13 protein-coding genes are annotated in these 15,430 nt (G+C 63.5%); 6 read left to right on the top strand and 7 right to left on the bottom strand.

Translation table 11 applies throughout. The features are described 5' to 3' along the window. Positions 1-3: 3 nt before the first annotated feature. From ACO055_RS04875 to ACO055_RS04850, 6 genes are all read right to left on the bottom strand, one after another. Positions 4-771, bottom strand: coding sequence for an SDR family NAD(P)-dependent oxidoreductase (locus tag ACO055_RS04875; RefSeq protein ID WP_422061472.1), 768 nt, complete (start codon positions 769-771; stop codon positions 4-6). Between the two features lie 2 nt (positions 772-773). After that, the gene (locus ACO055_RS04870; protein WP_422061471.1) at positions 774-2,966 is read right to left on the bottom strand and encodes a TonB-dependent receptor; all 2,193 of its coding nucleotides are present in this window, start codon (positions 2,964-2,966) and stop codon (positions 774-776) included. A 292-nt stretch (positions 2,967-3,258) separates the two neighbouring features. Beyond that, the gene (locus ACO055_RS04865; protein ID WP_422061470.1) at positions 3,259-4,188 is read right to left on the bottom strand and encodes a VOC family protein; all 930 of its coding nucleotides are present in this window, start codon (positions 4,186-4,188) and stop codon (positions 3,259-3,261) included. 24 nt (positions 4,189-4,212) lie between these two features. After that, positions 4,213-4,812, bottom strand: coding sequence for an NAD(P)H:quinone oxidoreductase (wrbA, locus tag ACO055_RS04860; RefSeq protein WP_422061469.1), 600 nt, complete (start codon positions 4,810-4,812; stop codon positions 4,213-4,215). A 15-nt stretch (positions 4,813-4,827) separates the two neighbouring features. After that, a complete protein-coding gene (locus tag ACO055_RS04855; RefSeq protein ID WP_422061468.1) occupies positions 4,828-5,769 on the bottom strand; it encodes a 3-carboxyethylcatechol 2,3-dioxygenase in 942 nt (313 codons plus the stop codon). A 13-nt stretch (positions 5,770-5,782) separates the two neighbouring features. Continuing rightward, a complete protein-coding gene (locus tag ACO055_RS04850; RefSeq protein WP_422061467.1) occupies positions 5,783-6,655 on the bottom strand; it encodes an alpha/beta fold hydrolase in 873 nt (290 codons plus the stop codon). A 250-nt stretch (positions 6,656-6,905) separates the two neighbouring features. Here ACO055_RS04850 and ACO055_RS04845 point away from each other — a divergent pair, with 250 nt between their 5' ends. From ACO055_RS04845 to ACO055_RS04835, 3 genes are all read left to right on the top strand, one after another. Continuing rightward, positions 6,906-7,556, top strand: coding sequence for a GntR family transcriptional regulator (locus tag ACO055_RS04845; RefSeq protein WP_422061466.1), 651 nt, complete (start codon positions 6,906-6,908; stop codon positions 7,554-7,556). A gap of 135 nt (positions 7,557-7,691) precedes the next feature. After that, a complete protein-coding gene (locus ACO055_RS04840; RefSeq protein WP_422061465.1) occupies positions 7,692-9,536 on the top strand; it encodes a flavin-containing monooxygenase in 1,845 nt (614 codons plus the stop codon). A gap of 74 nt (positions 9,537-9,610) precedes the next feature. After that, on the top strand, positions 9,611-11,830 hold the full coding sequence (locus ACO055_RS04835; RefSeq protein ID WP_422061464.1) for a TonB-dependent receptor: 2,220 nt from the start codon (positions 9,611-9,613) through the stop codon (positions 11,828-11,830). 36 nt (positions 11,831-11,866) lie between these two features. On the opposite strand, the gene ACO055_RS04830 is transcribed toward ACO055_RS04835, so the two are convergent. Beyond that, positions 11,867-12,616 (bottom strand): IclR family transcriptional regulator, encoded by a 750-nt coding sequence (locus tag ACO055_RS04830; protein ID WP_422061463.1) that lies wholly within the window; start codon positions 12,614-12,616, stop codon positions 11,867-11,869. Positions 12,617-12,699: 83 nt separating this feature from the next. Here ACO055_RS04830 and ACO055_RS04825 point away from each other — a divergent pair, with 83 nt between their 5' ends. Genes ACO055_RS04825 through dmpG form a run of 3 tightly spaced genes read left to right on the top strand, consistent with a single transcriptional unit; the run spans position 12,700 to position 15,429 of the window. Then, complete coding sequence (locus tag ACO055_RS04825; RefSeq protein WP_422062418.1) at positions 12,700-13,476, top strand: 2-keto-4-pentenoate hydratase; 777 nt, start codon at positions 12,700-12,702, stop codon at positions 13,474-13,476. A 4-nt stretch (positions 13,477-13,480) separates the two neighbouring features. Then, a complete protein-coding gene (locus ACO055_RS04820) occupies positions 13,481-14,410 on the top strand; it encodes an acetaldehyde dehydrogenase (acetylating) (protein ID WP_422061462.1) in 930 nt (309 codons plus the stop codon). Beyond that, the gene (gene dmpG / locus ACO055_RS04815; RefSeq protein ID WP_422061461.1) at positions 14,407-15,429 is read left to right on the top strand and encodes a 4-hydroxy-2-oxovalerate aldolase; all 1,023 of its coding nucleotides are present in this window, start codon (positions 14,407-14,409) and stop codon (positions 15,427-15,429) included. Before ACO055_RS04820 ends, dmpG begins: the two co-directional genes overlap by 4 nt. Position 15,430: the final 1 nt, after the last annotated feature.

Genomic DNA, 15,430 nt, shown 5'->3' with positions numbered 1-15,430 from the left:
CTTTCAGATCGAGAGATATCCGCCGTCGACGGCCACGGCGGCCCCATTCATAAACGATGCGGCGTCAGAGAGCAGCCAGGCGACCGCTTCGCCGATTTCCGACGGCTCGCCGAAGCGGCCGATCGGGTGACGGGCCCGGATGCGGTCGAACATCGCCGAAAACGCAGGGTCGTCCGACAGGCGCGAAATCATCGGCGTGTTGACGATGCCGGGGAGCACCGCGTTCACGCGCACCCCGCGCGCCGCATAGTCCGCGCCCGCGGCGCGCGTGAGGCCGACCACACCATGCTTGGCCGCGACATATTCGCCCGCGCCGGGGATCGCGACCTGGCCGAGCGACGAGGCGGTGTTGACGATCGCGCCGCCGCCCGAGGCGAGCATCGCGCGGACCTGATATTTGATGCACAGGAACACCGCAGTCAGGTCGATCGCGATCGCGCGGTTCCACTCGTCGAGCGTCAGTTCGTCGAGCGGCTTGCCCCGCTGTTCGACTCCCGCATTGTTGAATGCACCGTCGAGCCGGCCGTAATGCGCCACCGCCTGATCGACGAGCGCCGCGATATCGGCTTCGCTCGCAAGGTCGGCGGCGACGAAGATGGCGTCGCCACCTTCGTCGCGAACCGCCGCTGCTGCCGCTTCGCCTCCCGCGACGGCGACGTCGGTCAACACCAGGCGAGCCCCGGCACGCCCGAGCACCAGGCTCGCGTCATGGCCGATCCCGCCGGCCGCGCCGGTCACGATCACCACCTTGCCGGACAGCGCCGCCGGCATCGTCAGAAGTTCAGCCCGGCGCGCAGGCCAAAGGTGCGCGGCGCCGACAGATAGGCCGTCGCCGGACCCGGAATACCCGCGGCTGCAGTCGCCGCGATCACCGCCTTGTTGGTCAGGTTCTTGCCCCAGATGCCGATATTCCAGCGCTCGTCATCGCTATACCAGGTCAGCGACGCATTGACCTTGGCATAAGGGGACTGTCGCACGCCGGGGTTGTGGATGAAGTCGGCGTACCATTCGCTTTCGTACCGGGCATCGGCCGCGGCGCGCAGGTAGCCGCCGCCGAAATGGAAGTCCTGGCTGAATCCGCCGCCGATCGTCCAGTCCGCAGCATAGGGTCCGGCCAGCCCGTTGAAATTCTGGCCGGCCGGGGTGATGAAATCCTTGTTGCGCGCGTGGACATAGCTGATCGACAGATTCAGTTTCGTATTCGGATTGGGCTGGAACAGGATGTCCAGCTGGTTCCCCGGAATCTCGACCTTTCCGGCGTTGAAGATCTCGTTGTACAGCTTGCTCGCGTCATAGGCCTGGATCGCAAGATCGGTGTAGACATAGAAGAAAGCTTCGTTGTTGATCTGTAGCCGATTGTCGAGGAAGCGCGCCTTGAACCCTCCCGAAATGCCCTTCATCTTGCCGGTCTTCACCAGGTTCGGGCGGCCCGGCAGGTCGACGACTTCGTTGAAAGTGCCGGGCTGATAGCCGGTCTGGTAGGTGGCATAGAGCATCACGCGGTCGGCGACGTCATATTCCAGCCCCGCCTTGTAATCGAACCGGCGGAAGGTCTTCTCGAACGTATATTGCGACACCTGATCGTCGAGCGCGATGCCGCGCGCCTTCTTGTTGTCGATGCCGTAACGCCCGCCGAGCGTCACGCGGAACACGTCCGACAGGCTGTAGGTCGCCTGGCCGAAGATCGCGCCGCCCTTCATCACATTGCTTTGCACGTTCGACGAGAAGAAGGGGAAGGGCGTGCCGGGGATGGCAGGGCCACCCGGGCCGACTGCGGTGCCGACGATGCCCTGGCCGACGCCCTTGTTGCGATAGGCGAACAGGCCGACGAGCCATTTGAACTTGTCGCTGTCACCCGTCAGGCGCAGCTCGTTGCTGAGCATGCGATATTTGTCGAGCTTGTACGCCGGCAACACGCCGAGCCAGTAGACCTCGGTTTCGGCGTCCAGATAGACATAGCCGGTGATGTTGGTCAGCGAGACGCTGTCGGTCAGATCGGCGTCGATCTGCAACCCCGTCGCGTAATTCTCGTAATTTTGCGTCGATGGCGTCGGCTGGCCGAAGGGCGCGGTTTCGGCGAGGACGCCGGGGCGCAGATCGTCCCACGGGCGGTCGCGCAGGAACGCCTTTTCGTCGAACACGAACTGGAGGTTCCCGCCGACATCGCGCACGGGATTTCCGTTGGCGTCGACGACCAGCCGCGACCCCTTGTTCACCAGGTTCGGTGTATTGCCATTCTTGTGAGTGGTGTTGCCCCACCAATAGATGCTGAAGCCGTCGTTGGGCTGATAGAGCAGGCCGATGCGTCCCGATATGTCGTCCTGCGAGTCCGACCCCGTCTCCATATATCCGTCGCGATAGGCGTAATCGACGCCGATGCGCAGCGCGAGCTGGTCGGACAGCATCGCATTGCCGACCGCCGTGCCGTGGATCAGGTCGTAATTGCCGACTTCCAGCGTCGCATTGCCGCCATTTTCGAACTCGGGCCTTTTGAAGGCGACGTTGACGGTGCCGCCGATCGCGCTGCGGCCATAAAGCGTGCCCTGGGGACCCGGCAGCACTTCGAACCGTTCGACGTCGAAAAGCGGAACGCTCGTCGCCTCGCGCGGGATGTTCACGCCGTTGAAGTTGAACGAGACCGACGGCTCGACGTTGGCGAAGTCGAGGTTGGACCCGATCCCGCGCAGGAAGACCTGCGTCGTATTGCCTTCCTGGTGGAAGCGCGCGCCGGGGACGATTTCCTGCGCGGAGCTGAGATCCTTGATCCCTGAAGCGACGAGCAGGTCGCCGCTGACCGCAGTCACCGCGGCCGGGGTGCGTTGCAGATTCTCGTCGCGCTTTTGGGCGGTGACGATGATCTCGGCAATGCCTCCTTCTTCGGATGCTTCCTGCGCATGGAGCAGGGAAGGGGCCGACAGGGCCAAAATACTCGTACAAAGGCGAAGCGTCCGCGCACTGGTTCCCATCTTACCCTCCCAATTATGCATGCATTTATCTAGCATGCTAGTGTATGAGGTGGGGATTAGCGCTGCTTATGTGTCACGTCAAATAAAAATGGATACAGTTTTGCAAGATTCATCGGTTCAGATAAGGGGCGCTTGGCCAAGCTGCGCTTTTCGTGCGCAAATTTTGAAGGGCCGAAACGGACATGACGGGACGATGGTTGGTCCGCGCGCCGGTTTGGCCGCCGACAGGGTTTGGGTGCGACGCCAGCGGCCGGCTTGCGACTCGACAGGCCATTGCAGCCACAGCCTCCGCTCAGTCGACGATTTCGTAGTTGCGGCCGAAATCGGCAGGCGGCGGGCCGTCCGCGGACCAGAGGAACATGCCGTCCTTCTTGGTCCATTCCTTCGCCTCCCATTGGAAGGACGCAGGGATGAAATCCATGTCATGGAAATATTCGCACATGCCGTTCCACGGATCGCGGAAATAGTGGAAATAGTTCGACCCCACGCCATGGCGTCCGGGCCCCCAGGCGTGCTTATATCCCTTTGAATAGAGGCGCACGGCGGCAACCTCGGCCTCGTCGATATTGGCCATTTCGAAACTGGCGTGGTGGAAACCCGGCGCGTCCGATTTCAACATCGCGAGCACATGATGATCGCTGTCGCCGGGCAGGCGCATGAAGGCTGCATAGCCGTCGGCGATGCGGTCGCTGACCACAAGGCCGAGCGTATCGCAATAGAAAGCCGATTGCGCGATCACATCGCGCGCGAACAGGATGAAGTGACCCATGCGCCGCGGGCGCGGGTTCATGTCGAACGGCGGGCAGCCCTTGGCGCCGACGCGGTCGATCAGGCCGGGGCGGTTGATCGCGGGCGCAGTGTCCAGTCCCTGCCACGGTGCCGGATCGGCGACCTGGACGTTGACCAGCGTGCCCTCGGGATCGCGAAACCAGAGGCCGTCGGGCGCGCCGACATAGGGCGGATCAAGCCGCGCGATTCCCTTGTCCTGCAGGCGCTGTTCGATCGTGGCAAGGCCCGCGGCGTCGGTGCCGAGCGAGAAATGGTGGAGCTTGCGGTCGCGGCCCGTTTCGACGAGCACGATCTGGTCCTGATCGCGGCCGTTACAGCGCATCGCGACATGATCGGCGCGTTCGACGGCTGCAAGCCCGAAGGCGTCGTAAAAGTCGACGCCGACCTTCAGGTCGGGAATGCCCAGGGCGACATGCTGCATCGACGTGATCATTTCTCTCTCCCATCCTGCCGTGGCTTATGACGCCAGTTTCGCGGCCAATTTTGCAACCAGTTCGCCCTGATGTCGCGCGCCGTCGAGTTCGTTCGCGGACGGCTGGCGCTCGCCTGTGCCACCGGCAATCGTCGTCGATCCATAAGGCGACGTGCCGGTCACTTCGTCGAGCCGCATCTGGCCCTGGAAGCTGTAGGGCAGGCCCGCGATGACCATGCCGAAGTGCAGCATGTTGGTGATCAACGAAAAGAGCGTGGTTTCCTGCCCGCCATGCTGCGTCGCGGTCGATACGAAAGCACTGCCGACCTTGCCGTGCAACGCGCCGCGCGCCCACAGGCCGCCTGTCTGGTCGAGGAAGGCCGCCATCTGCGACGGCATTCGGCCGTATCGCGTGGGGACGCCGAAAACGATCGCGTCATAGTCGGGAAGTTCGTCGACGGTGCAAACGGGCGCGGCCTGATCGGTCTTGAAATGGGCTGCTGCAGCGACTTCGGGCGGCGCCGTTTCGGGAACGCGTTTGACGACGGCTTCGGCCCCGCCCGCGCGGACGCCGTCGGCGATTGCGCCCGCCATCGTCTCGACATGACCATAGCTGGAATAATAGAGGATCAGCACGCGCGTCATGATAATGTCCTTTGGTTAGGCGACCGGATCAGCCGCCGCGATGCCCATTCCCGCATTCCATTGCGGGATGGGATGATAAAGAATGTGTCGCGGTGCAAACGGCCCCGCCGCGGCCATGGCCGCATAGGCCGCGACCCAGTTGCGCACCTCGTGCCCGCCGCAGCCGGCGACGCGCGTCAGTTCGCTCTCATCATAGCGGCCGACGCTTGCAAAATCCCCCGTCGCCATCTGCGCCATGAAATTGCGGTCCCACTCGGGTGCGAGCGGGGTCGCGCGGCCCTCGCCGCGGGCCAGCTTGCGCGCGGTCTCGAAATTCGCCTCTTCGCGGGCGCGTCGCGCCGCCATCGGGGGATTGCGCCCGGCGATCAGCATTTCGGCGACAGGCGGCGCGGCCGTCTGGATGTTCGGTATCGGCGGATCATGCGACAGTCCGCCCGAACCCAGGATCAGCACGCGCTTGCCAAGGCTCGCTGCCCACTTGCCAACCGCCGTTCCAAGCCGGCGGACCTGGTTGATCGACGGAAGCGGCGGGCCGGCACAATTGACGTGGATCGGCAACACCGGCCAGGCATCGACATTGCCGCCGAGCAGCACGAGCAGCTGCGCAAAGCCATGGTCCGCCTGCATTCGGTAAGACATCGCCACATCGACATCGGCGCTATGGAGCGACCGGACACAGTCGAGCGCCAGATCCTCCGGAACGTTGAAGGCACCGCTTCCGATGTCATAGTCACCGATTGCCTCTACGCGAATGCCGACCGTGAACGGCGGCAGCATGTCATAGAAAAAGCCCTTGAAATGATCGGGCGCGAACTGGATCACGAGTTCGGGATCGAAGGCGCGAACCTCTGCGCCCAGCGCCTTGAACGCTGCGCGCACCTCGGCATCGACAGCCGGATCGGCGTCGACATGGTCCATCAGCGGCGTGTGCGATGCGCAGATCAGGCGCACGGTCATCGATCGCGCTCCGTCACGCCGGCGCCAGCGCGTGGGTGCGCAGGAATTCGATGTGCAGCGCGTTGAATTCGTCCGCCTTCTCCCATTGCGGCCAGTGCGCGCAATCGTCCATGACCACCAGCGGCCGGGCGTTCGGGATGGCGGCGACGAAACGCTCGCCGGTCGCGACCGGCGCGGTCGGGTCATGGTCGGTCCAGATGACCAGCGTCGGCGCGCTGATATGCGTCAGACTCTCGTCGGTCAGCACGTTGCGCATGCGGATGTCCATGTCCTGCAAGCAGAGGATATGTTTCATCGCCTGAAGGAATCCGGGTTGGGTATAGATGCCGAGGCGAAGTTCGATCAGATCTTCGGTTACGCGCGCGGGATCGTTCATCAGCCATTCGAGGCGCGCGCGGACGGTGTCATAGCTCGCTTCCGCCACCGCCTTCATCGTGACGTTGTAGACGCGCTCCATGACCTTGGGGTCGGTGTTGAGCCCGCCCGCCGTGTTGAGCGTCAGCGACGCGGTGCGATCGGGATGGTCGATCGCGAACTGCGCCGCGATCCAGCCGCCGAGCGACTCGCCATGAACATGGATGCGATCGAGCCCCAGTGCGTCCGCGAAGTCGACGAGGTGCCGCACATAGTGGCGGATCTCGTAATCATGGTCGGGTTTGTCGCTGTATCCATGGCCGACCATGTCGAGCGCGATCGTTCGCCAATGCGCGGCATGCGGCAGGATGTTGCGAGTGAAGGCTTCGAGATGGCCGCCGGTGCCCGGTATGAAAACCACCGCCTCGCGCGCCGTTCCGTCTCCCGCCTCGATATAGCGGGTGCGGATCGGACCCGCGTCGACATAGCCCAGGCGGATCGTGCCCGCCGCGATTTCCGGCCACAGAAACATGCGCCTCTCCCCGTTCTGATTCGTTGAGGCATCCTAGCATGCTAGTTATCGTTCGCAAGCCGAAGTTGCGAAGGGCCGGAAAGCGGGCAAGGACGGTGCGGAACGCCGCCGGAAAATGCCCGCGGACCCAGGACCGATCTTCGGCGCGCAGATACGCGCCGCGATGCACCGAAAAGTTGCGTCCTTGCATTCTAGCACTAGGCAAGCTTATGTGGCGTCATTGCAGACAGGTCGATCGAGGGGCAGCCGCGTGAACAAGAAGGACGAAATCTACGACTTGCTCGTCGAGCGGTTGGTCGACGCGCATTACAGCTTCGGCCAGAAACTCTCCGTCAAGGAGCTGGCAGGTGACACCGGCGCGAGCCGTCAACCGATCATGGCGGCGCTCAACCGGCTGAGTTCAGAAGGATTCGTTCGGATCATTCCGCAGGTCGGGTGCGAGGTCGTGAAGCCCGACCGCAACGAAATAGCTGACTTTTACCTGATGTTCGAACGGCTCGAAGGGTTGCTTGCAGAACTCGCAGCGGCGCGGCGCACCGACGGACAATTGCGTGCCTTGCGGGCGCTTCAGGGACGCATCCTCGCGATCGATTTTGCTGATGCCGAGAATGCGCATGAATATGGCGAGCTCAACCGCGCCTTTCACCAGTTGATCCACGACATGGCGCAGTCGCCCTTTGTCGACGAGCGGCAGAACAGCAATTTCAATATGTCCGATTTCTTCATCAACCAGGCGGGGGGCTTCGATCATTTCATGGCCGACGCGGCGCGCGAACATGACGATATCATCGAAGCGATCGCGTCGAAGTCACCCGCGCGGGCGCGCGCGCTCGCGGAATCGCATATCGCCGCCGTCGCATCCTCGGTGCTTGCCGGCATGCGCGTCAGCAAGGCTGCCTGAACTAACATACTTGCATGTTAGTTTGACTTCGGCTACGTCGTCCACTCTGAAAAGGCCATTGCTCTCGAATCGAGGGACGGTCCCGGTTTGAACGCGAAGCGCCCAAAAAGAGGCGCCCGCCAAGGAGAGGTTTCGATGGGCGAGCGCCCGGTACAGGAAATCGACAGCGAAGGGCTGCGCGCGAAATACCTCGCCGAGCGCGACAAGCGCCTGCGCACCGAGGGCGACGCTCAATATCTCGACGCGGCGGGGGATTTTGCGGACTTCGTGGCCGATCCCCATGTCGATCCGGGCTTCACGCGCGACGCCATTGCCGAAGAAATCGACGTGCTGGTCGTCGGCGGCGGGATGGGCGGGCTTCAGACCGGTGCCGAGCTGCGCCGCCGCGGTATCGACGATTTCCGCATCATCGAGCAGGCCGGCGATTTCGGCGGCACCTGGTACTGGAACCGCTACCCCGGCGTCCGCTGCGACATCGAATCCTATATCTATATGCCCTTGCTCGAAGAGGTCGGCACAGTTCCGACCGAGCGTTATGCGACGGGCGCCGAGATTTTTGCGCATTGCCAGGCGATCGGGCGTCATTTCCATCTGTATGACCGTGCCCTGTTCCAGACGCGGGTCGAGCGCATGGCGTGGGACGTCGCGGCCGAACGCTGGATCGTCGAGACCGATCGCGGCGACCGGATCGCGGCGCGCTTTGTGACGGTGAGCCAGGGCCCGCTTGCCAAGGTCAAGCTGCCTGGCATCCCGGGCCTTCGCGATTTCCAGGGCCGGATATTCCATTCGGCGCGGTGGGATTATGATTATACCGGCGGCGATGCGAGCAGCGCGCTGGACAAGCTCGCCGACAAGCGCGTCGGGGTGATCGGCACCGGAGCGACCGCGGTGCAGATCGTCCCGCGCGTGGCCGAGCATGCGAAACAGCTCTTCGTTTTTCAACGGACGCCGTCGTCGATCGACGTGCGCGCCAACAGGCCCACCGACACGGCGTGGCTGACCGCGCAGCCCGCAGGATGGCAGCGCCGGCGGATGGACAATTTCCTGGGCATCGTCTCGGGCAAGCCGGTGCCCGAAGTGCTTGTCGATGATCGCTGGGGCGACCTGTTCCTTCGCTTCGGCGAGCTGATCCGCAGCGCGCAGGCAGCGGGCGAGCCGCTCGACCCGCACGCGCTGATGCAGCAATCCGATTTCGAGAAGATGGAGCAGATCCGGGCCCGCGTCGCTGCCGAAGTCACCGACCCGGTCCTCGCCGAGCGGCTCAAGCCCTGGTATAACTTCCTCTGCAAACGGCCGCTGTTCAGCGACGATTTCCTGGCGGCTTTCAACCGGCCGAACGTCACCTTGGTCGATACCGACGGACGCGGGGTCGAACGGATCACCGAAAGCGGGATCGTCGCGAATGGCGAGGCCTATCCGCTCGACCTGATCATTCTTGCGACGGGTTTCGACGTCGGCGCACCGCCGCACAAGGTTGGCGGTTACGAGGTGACGGGACGCGACGGCGTAACCCTGACCGATCGCTGGGACATTGCGCTTCGCACGCTCCACGGCACGCAGCTGAGCGGCTTTCCGAACTTTCATATCGTGGGCGGCACTGCCCAGGGGACCACCGCCTTCAATTTCACCCACACGCTGCGCATGCAGGCCGAACATGCTGCCGAGATCATCGCGCACTGCCAGGCGAGGGGCATCGCGGCGCTCGAACCCACGCCCGACGCCGAGGAGCGCTGGCACGATCTGCTCGAATCTAGGCATGTCGACCATGAGCATTTCTATGAGGAATGCACGCCGGGCTTTCTCAACAATGAGGGCAAGTTTCGCGACATGCCGACCTTTGTCGGCGCAACCTATGGCGGCGGACCGCTCGAATATGAGCAGATCCTGACCCGCTGGCGCGCCGAAGAGATCGATCGCGATCTGGTCGCCCCGCTGCGGGGCGGCGCAAGCGATATCATGCGGCAAAGCGCAACGCGATAAAAGGGCGAGGGGGCGAAGCGGTGGCTTGGTCTGGCACAAACTTACATGCTAGAATGCATAAGGGGAGAGACGGGATGAACAGGATAGTCAGCGGGCTGCTCGCGGCCGGTGCATTGGGCGCGCTCGTTACGGCGCAGGCGGCGCAAGCGCAGGCCACGGCGGCGACCGAAGAAGAGGGGGGCTATCGCAGCGACGAGATCATCGTCACCGCCACCAAGCGCGAGACATCGTTACAGGACACCCCGCTTGCCATCTCGGCGATCGGCGGCGCCGCAATGGAGGAGCGCGGCATCGACGATGTGGCGAACCTGCAAAGCTATGTTCCCAATCTGCGCGTCGGGCAGGAGCAGGACGGGGTCAAGATCACGCTGCGCGGCATAGGCATTCAGGGCACGAGTTCGATCACCGACAATGGCGTCGCCTTCTACCAGGATAATTTCTATGTCTCGCGCCCGGCCGGTGGCAGCGCGGTCTTCTATGACGTCAACCGTGTCGAGGTTCTGCGCGGGCCGCAGGGAACGCTCTACGGTCGCAATGCGACCGGCGGCGTCATCAACGTGATTTCGAACGAACCCTCGACCCGCGGATTTTCGGGCGAGGCGGGGGCGAGCTATGGCTCGCGAAATCTGTGGGAAGTCCGCGGATGGGTCAACGCGCCACTCGGCGACGTCGCCGCGGTGCGCATCTCGGCGGTCTATACCGAGGAAGACGGTTATCTGAAAAACCTCGGTGGCCGCGACCTTTACGGGACCGACGGCGACTTGACGGTGCGCGGCCAGATCAAGGTCGGCGACGTCGATAGCGTCGAACTGCTGCTCTATGGCCTGTACAGCAAGCTCAAGGGAACCGGGACGGCCAACCAGTTTCTGCTGCGCAACATCGGGGGGCCGCCGCCGGTTCAGGCGCTGCTGCGCACGCTGCCGCCGCTGACCAGCGACCCATTGGTGACCGACATTGACGCGCCTGCGTATCTGACCGTTGAAACCAAGCTGGCCTTTGCCCGTCTGCGCAAGGATTTTGGCGGCGTCGAGGCATATCTGCAGGTCGGCCGGATGTGGCAGGACAGCTATAACCAGCAGGATTTCGATGGCTCGCCGGTCGACGTGTCGATCTTCAACAAGGATCAGAACAACAAGTCGACGAGTGTCGAAGCCCGCCTGTCCTCGACCGGCGACGGTCCGTTCAGGTGGATCGTCGGCGGATATTATTTCGACGAGGAGACATATATCCTGCGGCGCGTTCGCCTGAAGGGACGGACCCCCGGCGGAATCATCAGCCTGCCCGACTTCCTGCTCGACGAATATGGCAACAGCTCGGCGATCGCGGGTTTCGCATCGGTGACCTATGCCCTCACGGATGCCTTCCGCCTGACCGGCGGGATCCGCTATACAGAGGACAAGAAGGACGGGCGGAAGATCACACGCGGCAATTTCGGCCAGCCTTTTCCGCCCGACTTGCCCAACGCGATGTTTCCGGCCGACGTCAAATTCGACAAGGTGACGTGGAAGGCCGGGCTCGAATATGACGTTGCATCCGACGTTCTTGCCTATGCCAGCGTATCCAACGGTTACAAGGCGGGCGGTTTCAATCTCTCGTCCGATGGCCGGCCTTATGATCCGGAGACGATCACGGCCTATGAATTCGGCGTGAAATCGGACCTGTTCGACCGCACCGCCCGGATCAATGTCGACGCCTTTTACTACGACTATACCAATCTTCAGCTGACGACGCTGGGCGTGGCGGCCGACGGCGTGACGCCGGGACAGTTCACCACTAACGCCGCGGCAAGCACGATCTGGGGGATCGAGGTCGACACGCGGTGGGAGTTGTCGCCCCGTTTCCGGTTCACCGCCGGCTATTCCTATATCGATGCCGTCGTCGACGAATATGTGAACCGCGATCCGCTCGCGGGACCAGGGCCTGCGCTCGACCTGTCGGGCAACCGGCTGCCCTTCGTGTCGAAGCACACGGTAAATCTGGGGATCAACTATGAAGTGTCGATCGGTTCGGGTACGCTGACCCTGGCCGCCAACAGCAACTTCCACAGCGACTTCTTCCTGCGTGAATTCAACAATTATGCGATCGATCGCGTGCCGGCGAATACCAAGACCGACCTGACGGTCACCTACCGGTTCAGCGATCCCGGCCTGCGTCTGACAGCCTATGCCACGAATCTGGAAAATAATGTCGAACGCAACAATATCTATCTGACGCCAGGCTTCATCGGGGTCAGCCCGACCACAGCCTATGGCAAACCGCGGACGATCGGCGTCCGGGTCGACTATTCGTTCTGACCGGACTGCAAGGCAGGGCGGGGCCATGCGTGGGCATCACTTGGCCCACCTATGGCTGATCTCGGTCGCGGCGCGCAGCAGTCTTGCCGCGAATTCCGGGGCGGTGCCTGGATGGAAGCGACTGGGCGATCCCGAGAGAGAAATCGCATAGTCGCTGCCCCGCGCTTGGGTCAGCGGCACCGCGACGCAGCCAAGGTCGTCAGCCATTTCGCGGTCGTCGATGGCGTAACCGCGTTCCAGTGTGAGCGCGAGTTCGATACGCAGCATCCCGGGGTCAGTGATCGTGCGCTCGGTGAGCGACACCAGCGGTGCGGCAAGATAGGCGTCGAGCCGCGCTTCGGTCAGGTGCGACAACAGGATTTTGCCTATGCCGGTACAATAGGCTTCGAGCTGGTTCTGCTCGCGCGTAAAGCCGGTCTGTGCGCCTTCCTTGACAAGATAGGTCACCATCTCACCTTCGAAGACGCCGAGATAGGCGGTCGCGCGATCCGCCTGCGCAAGCCGCCGCAGCACGGGACGCGCGGCTTCGATCAGCCGCGCGTGCGGGCTGACGCGTGCCGCGAGCTGGCGCAGCCGTTCGCCTCCCGCATAGTGTCCACGGGAAATCCGCGTCACCATTCCTCGTTCGACGAGCAACGCCAGCAAGCGGCGTCCTGTTGCGGGCGCCAGCCCGATGCTCGCGACCAGCTCGGCCGCCGACGTGCGGCCGGCGTCGAGCGTAATCGCTTCCATCAGCGCCAGCGCGCGCGCCGCCGATTGCGAACCTGGCATGTTAGAATCGCTCATATAGTGAGCATTTCTAACGGCCTTGGCCTATCGTGTCAAAGCGGCACCGCGTATGCACGTCAAATATGGGAGTGAGGATGACCATGGCCAATTATGATGAAATCGCCGCGCGTTTGCGAACAGCCTATGCCGGGCCGACCATTGCGCCGCTGCGTGAGGGGCTCGAACCCACCGATGTGGAAGGCGCCTATGCTGTACAGACGATCAACACGCAGTTCTGGGAAGCGCAGGGTCGCCGCATTGTCGGACGCAAGGCGGGGCTGACTGCCAAGGCCGTGCAGGCGCAGCTTGGGGTCGACCAGCCGGACTTCGGCGCGTTGTTCGACGATATGCGCGTCGCCGACGGAGGCACACTCGACCCGGCGAAGACCTTGCAGCCGAAAGCGGAGGCGGAGATTGCCTTTGTGCTTGGCGCCGACCTTCTCGATCCCGGCACCACGGTCGAACAGGTCGCGGCGGCGGTTGCGACCGTGCACGCCGCGATCGAGATCGTCGACAGCCGCATCGCCGATTGGAAAATCACCTTTGCCGACACGGTGGCGGATAACGGCTCGTCCGCCTTCTTCGTGCTCGCTGACGAGGGGCTGCCGCTGGCCGGGCTCGATCTGGAGGGCGCGGCGATGGAAATGGACGTAGGCGGTAAGACCGCCTCGACCGGCGTTGGCGCGGCCGCGCTCGGCAATCCCTTGAACGCCGCGGCCTGGCTCGCGCAGACGTTGGCCAGCCGCGGCGAACCGCTCAAGGCGGGCGATATCCTGCTCGCGGGCGCGCTGGGGCCGATGGTCGCACTGACGCCGGGCGATCTTGTCCATGCACGCATCGCCGGCATCGGCGAGTGCAGCTTTACCTACAAGGGTTGAGGCGATGGCGAAAACCAAGGTTGCGATTATCGGGTCGGGCAACATCGGCACCGACCTGATGATCAAGATCATGCGGCTCTCGGACAGCCTCGAAATGGGGGCCTTTGTCGGCATCGATCCCGAGAGCGACGGGCTGAAGCGCGCCGAGCGCATGGGCGTACCGATCACCGCCGGCGGGCTCGACGGCCTCGTGGCGATGCCCGGCTTTGCCGACATCGCGATCGTGTTCGACGCGACCTCGGCGGGCGCGCACAAGCGGCACAGCCAGGTGCTGATCGGGCATGGCAAGCGCGTGATCGACCTGACCCCGGCAGCGGTCGGTCCCTACACGATCCCGCCGGTGAACGGCGACGCCCATCTCGACGCGCCGAACGTCAACATGGTGACCTGCGGCGGGCAGGCGACGATCCCGATCGTTGCGGCGGTGAACCGGGTCTCGAAGGTGCATTATGGCGAAATCGTCGCCTCGATCGCCTCGAAAAGTGCGGGGCCGGGCACGCGCGCCAATATCGACGAATTCACCGAGACGACAAGCCAGGCGATTGTCGAGGTCGGCGGTGCGACGCGCGGCAAGGCGATCATCGTGCTCAATCCCGCCGAGCCGCCGCTCATCATGCGCGATACCGTCTATTGCCTGTGCGACGACGGCGACCGCGCGGCGATCGCGGATAGCGTCGAACAGATGGTCGCCGAGGTGCAAACCTATGTCCCCGGTTACCGGCTCAAGCAGGCGGTACAATTCGAAAACATCGGCAGCAACGCGCCGCTGCGCATTCCGGAGATGGGCGGCAGCTTCACCGGCCTGAAGGTCAGCGTCTTCCTCGAGGTGGAGGGTGCCGCGCATTATCTCCCGGCTTATGCGGGCAATCTCGACATCATGACCTCGGCGGCGCTCAGGACCGCCGAGAAAATCGCCGAAAGGATCGCCGCATGACCTTCGATCCGACGACCACCAAACTCTATATCCAGGACGTGACGCTGCGCGACGGGATGCACGCGATCCGCCACCAATATGGCCTCGATCATGTGCAGGCGATTGCGCGCGCGCTCGACCGGGCGAAAGTGGACGCGATCGAGGTTGCACATGGCGACGGTCTTCAGGGGTCCAGCTTCAACTATGGCTTTGGCGCCCACACCGACTGGGAATGGATCGGCGCGGTTGCCGAGGTTCTCGAACACAGCGTGCTTACCACTTTGCTGCTTCCCGGCATCGGGACCGTCCATGATCTGAAGCGTGCGTATGACCTTGGCGTGCGTTCGGTGCGCATTGCGACCCATTGCACCGAGGCTGACGTGTCGAAGCAGCATATCGAAGCGGCGCGGAACCTCGACATGGACGTCTCGGGCTTCCTGATGATGAGCCATATGTCCCAGCCCGAGCCGTTGGCGCAGCAAGCCCAGCTCATGGAAAGCTATGGCGCGCATTGCGTCTATGTCACCGACAGCGGCGGCGCGATGACGATGGACCAATATGCCGCGCGGCTTGCGGCCTATGACCGGGTGCTGAAGCCGGAGACGCAGCGCGGCGTCCACGCGCATCACAATCTCAGCCTTGGCGTCGCGAACAGCATCGTCGCGGTCCAGGGCGGCGCGATCCGCGTCGATGCCTCCTTGGCCGGCATGGGGGCAGGCGCAGGCAACGCGCCGCTCGAAGTCTTCATCGCTGCGGCCGATATTCACGGCTGGAACCATGGCTGCGACCTCTTCGCGCTGATGGACGCTGCCGAAGATCTTGTCCGTCCGCTGCAGGACCGGCCGGTGCGCGTCGATCGCGAGACGCTGACGCTCGGCTATGCCGGTGTCTACTCGTCCTTCCTCCGCCATGCCGAAAAGGCGGCCGCCGATCACGGACTCGACACGCGCGCGATCCTCGTCGAACTTGGCCGTCGCAAGATGGTCGGGGGGCAGGAGGACATGATCGTCGACGTCGCGCTCGACATGCTGAAACAATAGG

The sequence above is a fragment of the Sphingopyxis sp. genome (assembly GCF_965227415.1).
Classification (GTDB): domain Bacteria; phylum Pseudomonadota; class Alphaproteobacteria; order Sphingomonadales; family Sphingomonadaceae; genus Sphingopyxis.
The sequence above is the reverse complement of the archived record's forward strand: the minus strand, read 5'-3'. Positions and strand labels throughout refer to the sequence as shown.